Source organism: Candidatus Sulfurimonas baltica (assembly GCF_015265455.1).
GTDB lineage: Bacteria > Campylobacterota > Campylobacteria > Campylobacterales > Sulfurimonadaceae > Sulfurimonas > Sulfurimonas baltica.
In genome coordinates, this window is sequence record NZ_CP054492.1 from 970,959 (window position 1) to 986,597 (window position 15,639).

The 15,639-nt window shown below is 30.0% G+C and carries 26 protein-coding genes; 13 read left to right on the forward strand and 13 right to left on the reverse strand.

The window, feature by feature from the left end:
* Positions 1-22 precede the first annotated feature (22 nt).
* Genes HUE88_RS04840 through HUE88_RS04850 form a run of 3 tightly spaced genes read right to left on the reverse strand, consistent with a single transcriptional unit; the run spans position 23 to position 3,411 of the window.
* Positions 23-1,516 (reverse strand): SUMF1/EgtB/PvdO family nonheme iron enzyme, encoded by a 1,494-nt coding sequence (locus tag HUE88_RS04840; protein WP_194371665.1) that lies wholly within the window; start codon positions 1,514-1,516, stop codon positions 23-25.
* Between the two features lie 60 nt (positions 1,517-1,576).
* Complete coding sequence (locus tag HUE88_RS04845) at positions 1,577-2,026, reverse strand: hypothetical protein (protein ID WP_194371667.1); 450 nt, start codon at positions 2,024-2,026, stop codon at positions 1,577-1,579.
* Positions 2,026-3,411 (reverse strand): choice-of-anchor D domain-containing protein, encoded by a 1,386-nt coding sequence (locus tag HUE88_RS04850; RefSeq protein ID WP_194371669.1) that lies wholly within the window; start codon positions 3,409-3,411, stop codon positions 2,026-2,028. Before HUE88_RS04850 ends, HUE88_RS04845 begins: the two co-directional genes overlap by 1 nt.
* 157 nt (positions 3,412-3,568) lie before the next feature.
* Between HUE88_RS04850 and HUE88_RS04855 the strand changes: the two genes are divergently transcribed.
* Positions 3,569-3,796, forward strand: a complete 228-nt coding sequence (locus HUE88_RS04855; protein WP_229860159.1) for a hypothetical protein — start codon at positions 3,569-3,571, stop codon at positions 3,794-3,796.
* A gap of 3 nt (positions 3,797-3,799) precedes the next feature.
* Here the strand turns inward: HUE88_RS04855 and HUE88_RS04860 are convergent, their stop codons facing one another.
* Together HUE88_RS04860 and HUE88_RS04865 are read right to left on the reverse strand one after the other, a co-directional pair.
* Entirely contained in the window at positions 3,800-4,666 is an 867-nt protein-coding gene (locus tag HUE88_RS04860; protein WP_229860027.1) for an IS3 family transposase, read from the reverse strand.
* A gap of 11 nt (positions 4,667-4,677) precedes the next feature.
* Positions 4,678-4,977: a transposase gene (locus HUE88_RS04865; RefSeq protein ID WP_194368079.1), complete on the reverse strand. Its 300-nt coding sequence runs from the start codon at positions 4,975-4,977 to the stop codon at positions 4,678-4,680.
* Between the two features lie 159 nt (positions 4,978-5,136).
* Between HUE88_RS04865 and HUE88_RS04870 the strand changes: the two genes are divergently transcribed.
* The 4 genes from HUE88_RS04870 to HUE88_RS04885 all read left to right on the forward strand — a co-directional run bounded on the left by HUE88_RS04870 (position 5,137) and on the right by HUE88_RS04885 (position 6,502).
* Positions 5,137-5,445, forward strand: a complete 309-nt coding sequence (locus HUE88_RS04870) for a hypothetical protein (RefSeq protein ID WP_194371671.1) — start codon at positions 5,137-5,139, stop codon at positions 5,443-5,445.
* Positions 5,446-5,709: 264 nt separating this feature from the next.
* Positions 5,710-6,009, forward strand: coding sequence for a DUF2958 domain-containing protein (locus HUE88_RS04875; RefSeq protein ID WP_194371673.1), 300 nt, complete (start codon positions 5,710-5,712; stop codon positions 6,007-6,009).
* Positions 6,009-6,257, forward strand: a complete 249-nt coding sequence (locus HUE88_RS04880) for a hypothetical protein (RefSeq protein WP_194368047.1) — start codon at positions 6,009-6,011, stop codon at positions 6,255-6,257. Before HUE88_RS04875 ends, HUE88_RS04880 begins: the two co-directional genes overlap by 1 nt.
* Entirely contained in the window at positions 6,254-6,502 is a 249-nt protein-coding gene (locus HUE88_RS04885) for a hypothetical protein (RefSeq protein WP_194371675.1), read from the forward strand. Before HUE88_RS04880 ends, HUE88_RS04885 begins: the two co-directional genes overlap by 4 nt.
* Before the next feature lie 119 nt (positions 6,503-6,621).
* Here HUE88_RS04885 and HUE88_RS04890 read toward each other — a convergent pair whose 3' ends face one another.
* Both HUE88_RS04890 and HUE88_RS04895 read right to left on the reverse strand, forming a co-directional pair.
* A complete protein-coding gene (locus HUE88_RS04890) occupies positions 6,622-6,804 on the reverse strand; it encodes a hypothetical protein (protein ID WP_194368045.1) in 183 nt (60 codons plus the stop codon).
* A gap of 85 nt (positions 6,805-6,889) precedes the next feature.
* Positions 6,890-7,483, reverse strand: a complete 594-nt coding sequence (locus tag HUE88_RS04895) for a tyrosine-type recombinase/integrase (RefSeq protein ID WP_194368044.1) — start codon at positions 7,481-7,483, stop codon at positions 6,890-6,892.
* A 203-nt stretch (positions 7,484-7,686) separates the two neighbouring features.
* Here HUE88_RS04895 and HUE88_RS04900 point away from each other — a divergent pair, with 203 nt between their 5' ends.
* A complete protein-coding gene (locus HUE88_RS04900) occupies positions 7,687-7,866 on the forward strand; it encodes a hypothetical protein (RefSeq protein WP_194368043.1) in 180 nt (59 codons plus the stop codon).
* Between the two features lie 36 nt (positions 7,867-7,902).
* On the opposite strand, the gene HUE88_RS04905 is transcribed toward HUE88_RS04900, so the two are convergent.
* The 4 genes from HUE88_RS04905 to HUE88_RS04920 all read right to left on the reverse strand — a co-directional run bounded on the left by HUE88_RS04905 (position 7,903) and on the right by HUE88_RS04920 (position 10,506).
* Entirely contained in the window at positions 7,903-8,082 is a 180-nt protein-coding gene (locus HUE88_RS04905) for a hypothetical protein (RefSeq protein WP_194371677.1), read from the reverse strand.
* 133 nt (positions 8,083-8,215) lie between these two features.
* On the reverse strand, positions 8,216-8,899 hold the full coding sequence (locus tag HUE88_RS04910) for a hypothetical protein (protein ID WP_194371679.1): 684 nt from the start codon (positions 8,897-8,899) through the stop codon (positions 8,216-8,218).
* Complete coding sequence (locus HUE88_RS04915; RefSeq protein ID WP_194371681.1) at positions 8,892-9,581, reverse strand: hypothetical protein; 690 nt, start codon at positions 9,579-9,581, stop codon at positions 8,892-8,894. Before HUE88_RS04915 ends, HUE88_RS04910 begins: the two co-directional genes overlap by 8 nt.
* Entirely contained in the window at positions 9,568-10,506 is a 939-nt protein-coding gene (locus HUE88_RS04920; RefSeq protein WP_194371683.1) for a helix-turn-helix transcriptional regulator, read from the reverse strand. The genes HUE88_RS04915 and HUE88_RS04920 overlap by 14 nt, the downstream gene beginning before the upstream one ends.
* Positions 10,507-10,666: 160 nt before the next feature.
* Between HUE88_RS04920 and HUE88_RS04925 the strand changes: the two genes are divergently transcribed.
* The 4 genes from HUE88_RS04925 to HUE88_RS04940 all read left to right on the forward strand — a co-directional run bounded on the left by HUE88_RS04925 (position 10,667) and on the right by HUE88_RS04940 (position 12,637).
* Positions 10,667-11,038, forward strand: coding sequence for a hypothetical protein (locus tag HUE88_RS04925; protein WP_194371684.1), 372 nt, complete (start codon positions 10,667-10,669; stop codon positions 11,036-11,038).
* A gap of 14 nt (positions 11,039-11,052) precedes the next feature.
* Entirely contained in the window at positions 11,053-11,493 is a 441-nt protein-coding gene (locus tag HUE88_RS04930) for a hypothetical protein (RefSeq protein WP_194371686.1), read from the forward strand.
* A gap of 65 nt (positions 11,494-11,558) precedes the next feature.
* Positions 11,559-12,215, forward strand: coding sequence for a P-loop NTPase family protein (locus tag HUE88_RS04935; RefSeq protein ID WP_194371688.1), 657 nt, complete (start codon positions 11,559-11,561; stop codon positions 12,213-12,215).
* On the forward strand, positions 12,212-12,637 hold the full coding sequence (locus HUE88_RS04940) for a hypothetical protein (protein ID WP_194371690.1): 426 nt from the start codon (positions 12,212-12,214) through the stop codon (positions 12,635-12,637). Before HUE88_RS04935 ends, HUE88_RS04940 begins: the two co-directional genes overlap by 4 nt.
* A gap of 55 nt (positions 12,638-12,692) precedes the next feature.
* On the opposite strand, the gene HUE88_RS04945 is transcribed toward HUE88_RS04940, so the two are convergent.
* Positions 12,693-12,833: a hypothetical protein gene (locus HUE88_RS04945; protein ID WP_194371692.1), complete on the reverse strand. Its 141-nt coding sequence runs from the start codon at positions 12,831-12,833 to the stop codon at positions 12,693-12,695.
* Between the two features lie 364 nt (positions 12,834-13,197).
* Between HUE88_RS04945 and HUE88_RS04950 the strand changes: the two genes are divergently transcribed.
* From HUE88_RS04950 to HUE88_RS04960, 3 genes are all read left to right on the forward strand, one after another.
* The gene (locus HUE88_RS04950; RefSeq protein ID WP_194371694.1) at positions 13,198-13,857 is read left to right on the forward strand and encodes a hypothetical protein; all 660 of its coding nucleotides are present in this window, start codon (positions 13,198-13,200) and stop codon (positions 13,855-13,857) included.
* A gap of 187 nt (positions 13,858-14,044) precedes the next feature.
* Entirely contained in the window at positions 14,045-14,200 is a 156-nt protein-coding gene (locus HUE88_RS04955) for a hypothetical protein (protein WP_194371696.1), read from the forward strand.
* Positions 14,200-14,391 (forward strand): hypothetical protein, encoded by a 192-nt coding sequence (locus HUE88_RS04960; RefSeq protein ID WP_194371698.1) that lies wholly within the window; start codon positions 14,200-14,202, stop codon positions 14,389-14,391. Before HUE88_RS04955 ends, HUE88_RS04960 begins: the two co-directional genes overlap by 1 nt.
* Before the next feature lie 87 nt (positions 14,392-14,478).
* Here HUE88_RS04960 and HUE88_RS04965 read toward each other — a convergent pair whose 3' ends face one another.
* The gene (locus tag HUE88_RS04965; protein WP_194371700.1) at positions 14,479-15,639 is read right to left on the reverse strand and encodes a hypothetical protein; all 1,161 of its coding nucleotides are present in this window, start codon (positions 15,637-15,639) and stop codon (positions 14,479-14,481) included.

Consider the following 15,639-nt stretch of genomic DNA (forward strand, 5'->3'; position numbering starts at 1 on the left):
TAAACAGGTTTTTAAAGCCTGTTTATTTCTCTAAAACAACTCTAAACCCTGTCGCTTTATCTCTTAAATCTATTTCTGCTAAATCTCTTTTATAAACTCTCATATCTTCATAAGAGCTGTACCAAGAACCGCCACGAACTATTTTTTGAGTAGAATCTAAAATAACGGCATGAGCATTTGATGATTTGTCAGCATATAAATAGTTATCATATTTTACATAATCATCTTGCATCCATTCTCTTACATTGCCTAAAATATCATGTACACCAAAACTGTTCGCAAGTTTTTTACCAATAGGATAAGGATGAGATTTTGCATTCTCTTCATACCAGGCATATCTAGTTAAGAGTGCATCGTCATTTACAGTTCCATAGTTATAGTTTTGCTTGTCTCTAGCTACATATTCCCATTCTGACTCACTAGGGAGTCGGTAGAGTTTACCACTTTTTTTACTTAGCCATCGTGTATATTCCATCGCATCTTGCCAACTCACATTTATAACCGGTTGTTTTCCTCTGCCAAAAGAATCGTCTTTTGGTTTTTTCCAGCCTGTATCAAGGCAAAAAAGATCATACTCTTCAAAGCTAACCTCATATACTCCAATATAAAAATCTTTTTCTATAGTCATCTCATGGGCTGGAGAAGTGTCAAAATCAGAGTTATTCCCTTTTACGTATTTATCCGCTTTTATCATAACAAGTTCTGGTTCTATATAGCGAGTATGTCTTTTAAAATCAACTGTTTGAATATTTGCTTTAGCTAAGTTTTTTTTCTTTAATGCTCTCGTGGTAGATTTGTTAGTTGAAAAATAAAAAGGCTCTAAAATCTCACTGTAAGTACTTGGTCTTTGCTTGCCATTCGTTTGTGTGTAAACATCGCTTCTTACTTGTTTAAACAGAGCTTCAATATCTACATCTTGTGTATTTATATTATTTGCAAGAGCCAAGGCAAAGGGGCTATTAGTATTTTTATCTCCGTCTAATGCTCTTTGTCCTGCTTGGGTGGAATAAGCAACAAATAAGCCATCTGGATTTACAAATGGAGCCAGACCATGATTTTTAACCTCAAAGTAATTATTTCTACATGCATCTAAAATTATTATATTTGTATTATTTTTCACTTCTTTGAGTAGCCTAACAACTTTGTCAACTTCCAATGCACTATATTTAATCTCATTTTCATCTTGAAGGTCTAAATCAATAGGTAATAAATAGTTTTTCCCATTTACCTGTATGCCATGACCTGCAAAATAAAAAAGTCCGACACTATCTATGGATAATTCTTTTTTAAATTTATCTAATCCACTATTTATATCTTTTAAAGTGGCATTTTCAAGATATATGGTGAAAAACCCTGATTTTTCGAGAGTAGATTTGAGTAATTGTGCATCATTGACTGGATTGAAGAGTTTATTATCATCTTTGTAGTCGTTATTTCCAATAATGAGGGCTACTCTTTGCGAGGCATTGAGTGTTAAAGAGGCTAAAAGAAATAAAAATATGATTATATCTTTCATTATATTTCCTAGTGATGATTTTTTGAGTTAAATGAGAGTATCACCCCGAGGGAAGGGTGACTATGATCTACTAAAGAAATAGAAATAATACTTTTCTACACCGTTAGTTGAATGCTTTAATGTTAAAACTTTATTCGCACTATATAGAATTGCTGTACGTTGAAGTACTGTGATTCCAAGTGGTACTTGAGTTTCTATTCTCTTTGTTAATCTATTATATTTACTATATTTCAATACTTCATCATTTGATTTAACTACTTGAATCAGCTGATGATTATCAACAAAAGAAGAACTTGGTACATTCGGTGCAACAGGTTCTCTTTTAATAATATTTTGTTTCTTTACTTCTTTTGCAATCTTAACCGTATCCGCTTTTTTAGCTGGTTCAGATTTTTCTACTTTAAAGTTAGCTTCTAGAGAATCAACATTAGTTTGAAACTCTGAAGCTAAAGCAAAAGCGTTGACACTAAAAAAAGTAATTAAACCTACTGTTAGTGCTAAAACTTTCATTAATTGTTGCCTTTTGAATCTTGTAAACCTATAACGTTAAATAGTTTTGATGTCATCATATCTGCTACTATTGCAGCTAATTCTTGATCATCACCAACATTGTCTGCATGAATAGTCATACCAAATTCAAAAGCTTCTTTGTCAAGTAGTAAATTGTTAAAAGCAATAGAAGTGAACTCTGTACTTGAACTGTTGTTGTCAAGTATCATTTTATCGCCAGTTTTTGTGTTTCTGTCATAGTTAGATTTTGTAGTAATATATCCATTAACTACAATTTTATATGTAATTGTATTTTGTGCTGAATCTTTAACTACTTCTACTGATGGATAAATAGTTAGAATTTTGTCAGCATCGTCTGGATTACTTTGTATTCTATAGCTATTATTTGTAAAATATTTTTTAATTTCAGAGTCTACAGCACTTTCAAATGCTCTATCTGTCTTTTGTTGAAAAATAGTTCTATAATAAAATGAATTTTTTGATGCAAAATAGTCATTTAAAAAGTCTTTAACATTTTTTGAAACAACGAAATTATCTAAAGTAATACTAAAGGGCTTAGAAAATCCTTCTAATCTTACATATTTTGAAGGAGTAATATCACCATTTGATGGTAAGTCAATTGTCGCATCACTAAATCCATCTTTAGTTGCTTTGTATCCTACTGTGATTTCACAACTTTCTTTTACTTTTAGTGTGTTACCGCAAGAATTTTTTTCTATTGAAAAACTATTTTTATCTGGACCTTTTATAGATGGTTGGCCAAGTGATAGAGTTTCAATACCATTGTTTTTGACTTTAATGTATTGAAGTTTATTTGCAGAATTAAAGTTTAGTTTAATTATTCTTTCAACTTTTGTAGTTTCTGAATCTATTTTTGTTACAACACCACTAAACTTATTTACAGCTTCCGCAGTAACTGAAATATCTTTGATTTTTTTCTTTGTGTCATCAGAGTCAATTGCAATTTTTGCATCAAAACGACCAATATTATTACCTAAAAATTGAAGATTTAACTTACAATCCGCTTTTCCATTAATGATACTAGGACAGTTGCTATCTAGTTTAAACAAACTTGGCTGACTTGTAATAAGCTTAATACTATTAATAGTTAATGGCATTTCACCCTTATTCTTTAATATTATGTCAGCGTTAGAGTTTGTTGTATTGTTCAAGTTTATTGAGTAGTCTGCTTTTTCAGGTTCTTTTAACTCTGTTTTTTTTGAAATACTATTAATGCTTAGTTCTTGAGGTGTTTTTGGAGAGACTTTAGATACCTTTGGCGTAGCCTGTGTTTGTGTAACCTGTGGTTTTGGAGCGACACAGCCTGTAAATAATAGCAAAGTCGAAAGACTTATTAGCTTTATTGTTGTTGATTTGTTATGCATTTTTTTCCTTGTTTTTGTTTTATTTTGGGGCATAGTACCTAAATATTAATAAAATTTAAGTAAACAGAGTCTAATTTTTTCTATTATTTAAAAAGTTAATATTAAGAATGTAATTACTGTATAATTTGTGGTTCAAAATATAGAGAAGGTAACCCACATGCCAGAAACGAAAAATAAAATAATAAAATTATTTAGACACGTAAAATTCTTTATCAATACTTTTTTTGATAAAGAGTTAACCCTTTTTGCTGCAAGTCTTAGTTTTTATACTATTTTCACAATCATTCCTTTACTTTTAATAATGTTGACTCTTTTAACATCTTTGCCTAGTTTTGCCGAGCACTATGACTGGAATGGTAACTTAAATTCATACACTTTTTTATAAATTCTAAGCAACCATTTCCATTTGTAACACTTTGTTTATTTCTTCAAATTTAACAGGTGATAAGTTTCCAAGATAACTATGTGATCTGACTCTGTTATAATGAAATTCTATATATTCAAATATCTCTTGTTTTGCCTGCCTCTTCGTATAAAAATATGTCTGATACACTAAATCACTTTTGAGTGTTTTAAAGAAGCTCTCAGCCACTGCATTATCCCAGCAGTTGCCTTTTCTGCTCATGCTTTGAATTATAGAGTGTTTTTCCAATAAATCTTTATGTGCATAAGAAGCATATTGACTCCCTCTATCTGTGTGCCATAGTAACCCTTCGGAAGGGTTTCTATGCTTAATAGCCATGCTTAAGGCATCATTTACAAGTGAAACTTTCATAGTGTCATCCATAGACCAACCGACAACTTTTCTTGAGTATAAATCAATCACAGTAGCCAGATAGAGCCAACCTTCACCTGTATGGATATATGTAATATCTCCTACATATTTTTCATCTGGAGCAGATGCATAAAAATCCATGTTTAGGAGATTAGGAGCTATTGGTAAGTTATGATTAGAATCTGTCGTATTTTTATATCTTCTTTTCATGTTCACTTTTAGACCCAGTTCTTTCATGATACTGGAGATACGCTTTCTTGATACTAATACACCGTAGAGTTCTTTTAGTTTGTCTTGAATTCTTCTTGTGCCATAGTTTTTTCTACCTTGAATAAATATAACTTCAATCAAATCATTGAGTTGCTCGTCTACTTTTTTAGTAATGCATCCAGTTTTTATCCAATGATAATAAGATGTCCTATCTACCTTGAGCACTTTACTCATAAGATTAATACTAAAACTTTTTCTATGTTCATACATCCAGGCGTACTTTATAGAACTTCTTTGGCGAAGTACGCGGTCGCCTTTTTTAAAATGTCACGCTCTTGCTTTAAAAGCTTTACCTCTCGTCTGAGGCGTTTATTCTCTTCATCTAGTGTCTCTGTTGAAGATGATGTATTTACAACTCTCATTGGTATTCTATGCTCTTTTTTATAACTGCTCATCCAGTTATATAAAGTCTTTACATGTATATCTAAATCAGCTGCTATCTTTGAGACACTCTCGTTATTATTAAGTATTAATTGAATTGTGGAATCTTTAAATTCTTTGGTGTATTTACTAGTTCTCATGGACTACCTTTATTCGTTTTATTTTAACTTAGAATTATTTAAATTCTATGTATGAAATAAGGTTACCACTCCACTATAATTACTACATTTATCGCATATAGACAATGGAAAATTGAAAAAATAAAATTAACACATGATTTATTTGAAAGAAGATTTAAGGTGTATGAACAGTTTCAAATATATAAGTCTTATATCCTTCAATCAGGCACTAGCAGTTTAGAAAAATATTCACTATTCATTTCTAATACTTCTGAATCAGTATTTATTTTTAATGAAGATATTGCTATATTAAAAAGAAGTTTTGAAGAAAATAGTATGGAGCTTTTGGCACTCAATGAAGAGTTAGAATCAAATCAATGGTCAAAAGAAGAAAAAACCAAAAAAATTAATAGAAAACTAGAGCTTCAAAAATGGTTTTTACATAATAAAATTGAAAAGGATTTTTCAAAATATATGAAACTCAGTTAATTATAGACAGCCTTAAAATCTAAAATTAGTAGTGTTCAATAATCTGTGTCAGCATCGGATAATTCCTAAAATTGTAGGTTTTGGAGCAAATCGCTTCAACCTAAAAGATTACTAAGCTACTAGGTATCTCACAAAGTGTACTTCCTAATACACTTTCTCAAAAATCCTCAAACTCACTAAACAATATGTCTTCGTAAGTGAATTTTTAAACGTGTATATGAATCTTTAAAATATGATAATCTTAAAAACATAAGGTTGTCAATAATGATACTCATACCTCCCGAACTCTTAAATAGTCTTCCAAACCTCTACGATACAGAAAACACAAAAGACCCAATATGTCACATCAAACTTTTCACACCAGATGCTAACTGGACTTGGTACATCACCGAGATATCTATAAAAGACTTTACATGTTTCGGCTATGTTGTTGGTCACTCTTCAGAACTTGGCTACTTTTCTCTACAAGAATTAGAATCAGTTCGTGGTCCTCTAAATTTACCTATTGAGCGTGATATTCACTTCACGCCAACACCGCTATCAGAAGTAAAGAAGCTCCACTAATGAACAATACAAAGTTAAAGAAGTTAGAGAGAAAATTAGAAAATGGTGAAACGATTGAGTTTGAATATAATGGACTTTTTTATGAGATATTTGAATCTGTAACTTCTGAAGGTTATATCGTTAACGTTTACTCAAGTGATGAGAAAGATGAAGATAATTATTATCTTGAAGAAAATGAAATTGATGGCGGTCTTTGCACTGGAAACGCTAGAGACGCTATTTATTTTATGATAGGAGAGGAAAGATGAAATATTTAGTCATAGTAATTAGCTATAACGATATTCAAGTTATAAAACCTTTTGAGACTCTTATTAAAGCTCAAGCTGCAGCTATAGAATTGGCAAACGAGTTTTTTTCTAAAAATGCAGTTGCTAAGTTTTTTGATGGGTCTAAAATAGAGAACATGGGTAACGTCCACGAGTATTATGCTTCACAAATTTATCATGATTTTGAGGATAGCGTAAACATTGTTATTGAAGAGGTACATTTATGAGTACTGACGAATAAAAGTAATTACAGTAAAAATTCATAGTCAAGATTATCGATAAAATAGATTTATCGCTTTATACTCGAAGCATCTTCTTCCTCAAGAAATGGAGAAGTATTTTGAGTTTAATAAAGTTGGTCTCTAAAGACTTCAAACTGTTCTCCTGTATTGACATCCTCAACTATAGCTACACTATTCACCCCAGTTTTAAAAACGGTAATTATTATAACTTCGCTACCTTGGTATGAGTAAGTTTCAGTTGAATCGTTAGTTTCATTGACGTTACTGCTATTTTTATATGTCTGCATAATTATACTCCTTAAAATAGATTCTCTCATAAAATTTGAGTTGAAGTTAAAAATATGGCAATTTGTCGAATTTTATAACTTCAAGCTACCTAATCAAATTCATCATAATGTCTTCGTCACTGGGCTGAACGTATTTGAGGGTCGTCTTGATATCAGAATGTCCAATAAATTTACTCATAATCTTTATGTTAACTCCCTTAGCTCCAAAGTCGCTTAAAATACCTTGTCTAAACGAATGGGAAGTGTAGCCGCTACCAAGAACTTTTAGATATTGATTTACTTGCTGTATGAATGTTATAGGATTTATTCCTGTTCGTTTGTTCTTATTGCTACCTTTACAGATAACTCTATTCTCATCATCTTCTATCTCAAAGTCAAATAGTGGTGTAAGGTTCTTTTTGAACTCTTTAGTAAGATAGAGTTTTCTTTCTGATGATGTTTTTTTTGATAGAACTTTAACCGTTTCATTCTCAAGTAGCTCTTTTATATCTTGTACTCTTAAATCTTGAAGTTCATTTAGTCTCATACCTGTGTGATACAGCATTACAAAGGTTCTGAGTAAGTTTAATCTTGTATTCTCTCTAATAGAGTCATCTCCACGAGTTGCAGCCATAATTTTTTTAAACTCAACGATTGTAATGTTTTCTTTGATTCTTTTTATAGATTTTGTAGTTTTCATAATAAACCTCCTAATAAGTCCTTATAAAGGATATATTATAGGGTTTTGGATGCAGACAAAGTGAAAGAGGTCGAGTAAAGCGACTAAACAAAGGAAACACTATAAAATAGTAGAGTTTATAGTGTTTTAAGCCACAAGAAAAGCCACCATCAAATTAATGATAGTGTTTTGCTATAATTTTAAAAATCCTTCAAAGAGTGCTTATGACTTACGGTGAATATTATTATCTTGTTAAGTATGATATGAAACTAGTAGATGGTAGTTGGATTGCTAAATCTCCAAACATGAAAATTCCTCTTCAAATGTCAAGAGAAGAAGCATCTGTATATTACACTCTAAAATTTAGAGAGTATTGGAAGAATTTAAATCTCACGCAAAAATAGAGAGTATTAGAAACTTCATTAAATGTGAAAGTGGTTTTACTTCTTATTTTGTAACCGCTGTTTATAAGCAGCTGGATTTATATATTTTCCACTGCTATCGTTTGTACCGAAGTCATCATCTTTTATAATTGCCTTCACTTTGGGTTGATATGGTGGTGTTCTGACTTTAGATGCTTTCCCATTTGTTCCAATATTTTTAATCAACCCAGCTTTCAAATTGTTAAGTACTGTTTGTACAATTTCTAAGTTTTCATCATCTACCTATTCAATAATCATAAACTTATCAATAACACTACTTTTTCAGACTAACTCCTCGTTATTTGAATAGTAATTTATTGGATGTTGAGGACTACTTTATATCTGTTTTACTTTGCATTTCACATTTTATTAAATCAACAATAATTTCTAGAGCCTCTTCTTTCGATGAAATATCTGTTATATTTTTAATTTCTACTTTGGCTCTTTTATACCACCCTTCATATCCTTTTATCATTTTCCCATCTTCCAAGTACTCGATTTCAACATCAATCCATTCATTGTATTGTATTTTATTTATTTCGTAATTTTTCCAATTACCTGTAAGTTGTAATATGCCATCCACATAGTGCCAACCATTCTCATCAGTTAATTTAATATTTTTAGTAGAAATTGGTTCATAAATACCAGCTATACAGAGCATGGGAGTGTTTTTATTAATATTTACGTCTAACTGTTCTAAAAGAACTGCATAATTTTCATAATCTTTTTCATCATAATCTATACTAACTACAAAAGTAAAACCAACTACCTTTTCATTATATAAACCGTAACAATTTAAGTAGTAAGCATTATCCCAACCATAAAATAGGCCTTCTGCATCCCAGTAATCTAATTTTGCTTGTTTTACCCCTGCTTCATTTTTTTTCCATTTTTTAAAATTTTTTGTTGATTCTAATTTTTCACTCATAATATCAAAACATTCTCTAATATCTTTATTTATTAATCTAAATGCATTTACAATATCAGTAACTTGCTGTTTTTGATTTTTATCCACAAAATTCTCCTATATTTATATCTAGTTTTTGATATTCATCTTTATACTTAAATCCATTCCAGTAGGTGAACCCCTTAAAGTTAAGATACTCTATAATCTTATTAACTATTTTTTTTTCTGTACCTTCAAGATGTTCAACTTGGTGTATTAAATACTCATTTACATCATCCCAATGTATATGGTAAATATTATCTAAGCATTTTTTACTATTTATTTTTTCTTTGCTATTATCAATTCTTTTTAAACTTTGATAATCAGCTGTTAAGTAGATAATAAAATCACTTTTTTTGTTCTCTACCTCTAGATTAAGGTATGTTGCAAGTTGTCCACTTTTTTCATCCTCAGCTGTACTTTTTTTATCATCTTCAGATTTTCTTTCTTTTTTATTATGCTCATGGCTAAAATATTTAACTTCAATGATAAAAAAATCATCATTATCTAATGTTACAATAATATCAGGTTCATAACCTGTCAGAAATTTTTTCCATAGTTCAACTTTTTTAATCTTTCTCTCTTTAAAATCATATAGAATTATGCGCCCATGAATATTTTTAGCATTAGCTACTATCTTTAATAAATATTTATTGTCTATTAACTCTAATAGTCCGAATACATTGGAAGATAAGATATCCTCCCATCTTTCAAGTTTTGGTATTTTATTATTTAGTTCAGCTTCTATCACTATTTAACTCCCTATTATTAAAATAAATCTTCAATTCCTCATCAATTATATCATTAATCCATTCAGGCTCTAATACCCTTAAATGAGGTATCCAATATTTGATTATTGGTATTATCTCCATTTCATCAGTTATCTTAACATTAAATTCCATTGTGCCGTCTTGGCTTAGTGTTTCTATCGTTTGTGTGGGTAAGGCTCTGCGTTTAAAATACTTTGTCGCAATTTTATCAGCATATATTCTCACTTTAAATGGTTCTATGTCTGCTTTAAACCAGATGTTTATAGAGTTTTCTAAAAGCTCTTCTATCTCATCATCTGTTTCAAAAGTTTGAGTAGTAGGCTGTATATTTGAAAGCGTCTTAATGTAGTATTTTTGTATACGCTCATCTCTAAATGCAACTAAATACCAAAAGCCTTCATAATTTACTATTTTAAGAGGTTGTATCGTTGCTTTGAATACTCCTTCTCTTTCATTTTCATAACTGCACTCTAATTCAGTTTTATCTTTTATTGCTTTTTCGATAACCTGAATTTCATTAAACTTGTCACTTATGTCTTCTATGTTTAATTTTGTATAGATTGGATTGAAATCTTCATTTTTGATTTTAGATAGTAGCTTATGTGAAGTTGTGGCGAATTTACCACCAATCCCCTCGGTTATTTTTTCTATGATGTCTAAAACTAACTGTTCCTGAAGTGATTTAGTTTTCTCAATGCTAAAGCCATCTTGCATTTTCCATTTTCTTTTGTCTTGATAAATATGAAAAGCTGATAGTCTTTCATTAAAGTCTCTTTGAATAGTTTTAGAACTAACATTAAATTCCTCAGATAACTCCTTAACAGACAAAGATTCTCCATCGTTGAGCCTTGCTAAAATCATTGTAAGTCTAGTTAAAATCTTGTCATAGTCGTGTTTATATCCCACATTAAAACCTTTTGTCAGTTGTTTGTATTATATCTTCTTTATAAAACTATATGCTTATCTTGCTAAGTATTAATACTTTGAGATTAAAGTAAATTAAAACGGACATAAAGCAGTCTCTCAAATATATTAAACTTCTGATAAATAAACATTAGGATCTAAAATGCAATCAGATGATTTTGTAAATGAGTTACTAGATTGGGCGAATAAACATCAAGTAGATGACATTTTGAAATTATGTGATATTAAAAATAACAGTATGAATAAAAATGCTTTATTAAGCTTACAAAGTTTAGATTTGTCTTCTAAAAAATTACATTTACTCCCTGTCTTTCTCTTTGAGTTAGTATCTATTGAAAATTTAAACCTATCTCATAATCAATTAAAAGAATTACCTCAAGAAATAACACAACTAAAAAAGCTTAAAAATTTAGATATATCTTGGAATCATATCGTTCACAATATTGATTTTTTACCATCAAAAATTATATTGAATAGTGCTTGGAATAGACCAGTAAATAAAAAAGATAATTAACAATGCTAAGCAGATTGCCAATATTTATAAAAAAAAATATTTCTGATAAAGTTTTATTAGAAAAGTTTGAAGAAATGCAATATGCAACTAGCAATGATAAAATAAAAATTGATTCAAATCGTTTAAAATTTCTAAACAATATAGATGCTCATTGCATAAATTTTATAGATACTAAGAAATATATTGGTGATGAGTGTATTTATAATGTTATAAAAGAAACAAATAGAGATAAAAATATTAAGCAATTAAATAATAGCAATTATATTTTAATATATGTAAAAATTAATCCAAATACATCGCTTGAAGCTATTGAACATTTTTTGTGGGTACTTAGCACTATTGAAGAAGGTCATAATGTGACATATATTATAAAAAATGATGAGCATTTCTCTGAGGAAACAGCAGAAAATTTAGTGATAGGCATTAAAAAAATAAATAATCATTATACCTTTTGACAAGCGGACATAAAGTAGTCCGTTCTATATATTATACTCTTGAAAATATTTAGATAGGAGTTTAATTGAAATCAGTAAAAGAAAAAGTATTTTATACAAAAGAGGAAAAAGTAAAAATATTAACAGATGGTATAAAACACAAGCTAGCTTTTAAAAGACCAAATCAATATGAAAAAAATATGATATTTTTGGGTTCTAGCGGAGTTGGGAAAAGTACTATTATTATGAAGTTAGCAAAGCGATATACACAAAATAATAAGGTTGCTATTGTAAGTTTAGGTAAATTTGACAAGTATGCCAACTGTAGGTTAAGCTCTTTTTGTAAAGATGAAAACATAGAATATATAAATATAGATAATATTACAAATGAAAATATTAACCAAGAAAAGTTAAAAGATTATGATGTTGTGTTGATAGATACAGTAGGTAGAGTAGCCAGCGATATTGAATTACGCTTTGATATAACACAATACAATTTACTTGATGAAGTCTCTTTTTCTCTTGTTCTGCCATCAACAATAAAATATAAAGATTATATTGATACCTATGATGCCTATTCATCGCTATGCATAGAAGGTATTGTAATTAGCAAATTAGATGAGACTAAACACTTTAGCTCTGTTATAAAGTTTTTAAATAAAAATGAGACACCTCATGTTAGCTATATCTCTGTAGGTGCTGGAGAAAGATTTAATGACTATTTAGTTGAATATAAAATATGAAAATATTATCAAAGAATGAGTTTAGAATAGAACTAGGTAAAATTTTAACTTATGGTAGCAATGATATTACAATAAATACTGAAGATGTTGAAGCGTTTGCAAAAGATAAAGATTCCATAGCTATGTGCATTGTTGAGGATAGTAGTTTTCATACACTGCAAGAAGCTATAAAGTTAGCTACTTTAAACTTTGAAGCCGATAGTATTTTGGTGTATTTTAAAGTAAATGACAAAAAACAGATAATGGAACTTTCAGAAATGATACATAGAATGATTGATAACAATTTATTAATATCTATCTTTGGTGTGTCTTTTGATGATAATATTTCTGAAAATGATGTAAAGACAACCCTCTTTATAAGTAGCTCTAAAAAACAAAACTTTAACTATTTAAACAATTATATAGTAGAAGAACCAATTTAACAAAATCACGCAACAAGAAAGTATAGTTGATGCTTGCGCATCAACTATACTTTCTTTAAAATCCAACTAGACCCAACTTAACCTGTATGTCATACGGAATTGGATCTTGAATTTCTTTTATTTTGGAGCTTTTGTTCTTCTCGGCTTCTTCTATAAAAAGCTGCAACTTTTTATTACACAACAATACTTCACTCATGGTAAATCCTTTTTATTTATAAGCACCGCTGTAGCTAGTGCTTTTATTAAATATTTGTTCCGCACTGTGAAAATTTATATTTCAAAAAAGCAAGGAAGGGGTATTTCGTATACATATGTTAACATATAGAGTCTTCCAGCTAAGAAAACCCACTCCATTACTGCTTTTTATTTTGATACATACAGATACAGAACGGAGATTTATTTTGTTGTACCTTATAGATTTGTTATTCGGCTTAATCGGGGTTTATTAAACTATATGGATATCAAAGTGTCATTTCTATATTAATTATAATAATTACAATTAGTTAGGATAGAAATAAATCTATTAGACACAGAGTATTGTGTGAAAAATAGGAGTTGCTATGAAAGCAAGTCAAAAGTTAAAAGATGAAGTTATAAAAAGAGCTTCAGAGATAAAAGAAGATGGATACCATCAAGCGATATTAAATATTATGTATGAGGAGTGGCAACAAAGAGAAGCTACGTCATATAAAGAGATACTTGAATGGTACAAGCAAGAGTTTGGCAATATAGCTAAATTCGCAGTGTTGATTGGAAAGATGAATCAACAAGTAACAAACGGTGGTTTTATACAATATTACCACAATGGATATTGTGATGGAAAAAGTGGTTATGCAAATGAGCACGATATAGATTTACCATTACATCAAGAATTAGTGATGTTGTTTAGTCAAAGTGAACTGAGCGATGAAGCATCACTGGAAGTATTTAAGATACTTCAAGAGTTTCATATTGATATTGATACCGATGAAACGGTAGAAGAGGACGGATATGATGAAAATGAAGAGTATTACATTGACATAGTTGATAATGAAAATTATGGTGCTGTAGTTAATAGTGAATATCTAAGTAAATTAGATAATGCTTATTACGAAATATGTGATGAGTTTATGGAGGTGCTAGAGCAGTACTTCAAAAAGAAGATAGAGGATGAAGAAATGACAACTATTACTTCCGTGTGGGATAGTCAGGATGACTATGCCTTTAGTATAATGAAATAAATATCAGGGCTTATTATAACGAAAACAGTGTACATTTATGGATTTTTAACCATGATGCAGATGAAGAATTAGTATATGAAGAGTATAAAAATATGCTTCATTTAGAACAAAAAATAAACGAAGTTTTAGCTGCAAAGGTAACTTTGCCAAAGATAGAAGATTTATTAAAAATAACAAGGAATGAAAGATGAATAAAAATAATCCAAAAGAGGCTTATTATAGCCGAAGAAATAAAACCCAAAAAAGTGGTGATTCAAAAAGAGATAATCACAAAGATAGTGGTTCGCAAGGTGGTTGCGTTTGCAACTATAATATAAGTACAGATAACAGTAAGGGGAAGTAATGAAAAATTATGAAGATTTACCAAGAGAGTTAAAAGCAAAGATAGAAGAGATTTGTGAACTTGACCCGTATGGGTTGAGTCCGAAGACACTCTATAAAAATATATATGCTTCAAAAAGTGGAAGTTACGTCAAATTAGCTGAGATATTTGAAGTTATGCCTTCGTTAGTAAAAGCGATTAAGGAGAGTTAAAGAAGAGTTATTACGACTCTTCTTTAATTGTGATGTTGGTGGGGTGGGTGTTATAGGTGCTAAGATAGACCTTTTAAACCTGGCTGATTATAATGTGGTGAGAGCTGTATCTATATTCTCATCAATATATTTTTCAAAGAATACAGGAGTATACATTTTTAAATCATCACGCATAAATTCTAGTATATCTTTATCATTTACTGTATGAAGATAAGTAAAAATATTTGTAAGAGCATTTTTAATGTCCTCTTCTGTTTGTTCTGGACCTTCGTGAAGATATTGACGCATAATAAAAAAGTCTTTACCATTTAACTCTGTAAGGTTCGAATACTTTTGATAAACACCTGTTTTAAGGGAATGTATATATGCAACAACAGTACTAATCTCAAACCATCTGTCTTCACTATCTCCTGTAAAGAAACTCCCTTTCTGGATGTTCTCCCATTCAGGATCCTCCGGTATATTTTTTTTATTATTATCTAACTCTTCTTGAACAGGGATACCACCTTCAAATGTTTGATAAAAAAATGGTCCAATATCCACAGACATGAATGAAAGATTATGAAGAGTATGTAGAAGGGCATATCTATTTTCAACATAAAAACGAGGAGAGCCCTTATAGTTTATAAGGTATGCACCATTAGGTAGTGAATCTGTTATAGGTGGAAAATCAAACATAACTTCATCTAAACCTTCTATAGGTTGACCAACTATACAGATATTGCTGCCATCATTACTAATTTCGACTTCATTAAGTCCAAGCTCAATCATTTTATCTTTCCATATGGAAGATTTTTTTTCTTCGTTATTTTTATTATAGAGAGTTTGATACATATTATGATGCTCAGGTTCTATAGTGTCAATATGTAGGTTTGGAACGACATATGAGTCACCATCAAATTTTCCAAAATAGACTAAGGCTATATCTTCTTCTGAAATTTTAAAAAATGGTATGTTCCCATTAGCAGCACTGATGAGTCCTTGAGCTTCTAATTCTTTGCGAAGTTGTGAACTAATAGTCTTAGGTAACATCATGTTAGAAAAAAGTTGAAAGATACCTTTTGAGCTAAGTCTTGGACCAGTATGTATATTATTCAGTAACTGATACTGCGTAAAATCAACGATTTGTTGAACTAAGTATTCTGCTGTAATGCTTGGTGCAGTTGCTATATTTGTTGTACTAGTTAAAGTACTCTCTGTTGTATTATTTGTAGCGATTTCATTCGCTGTTTCTTCTTGAAAGTTCAT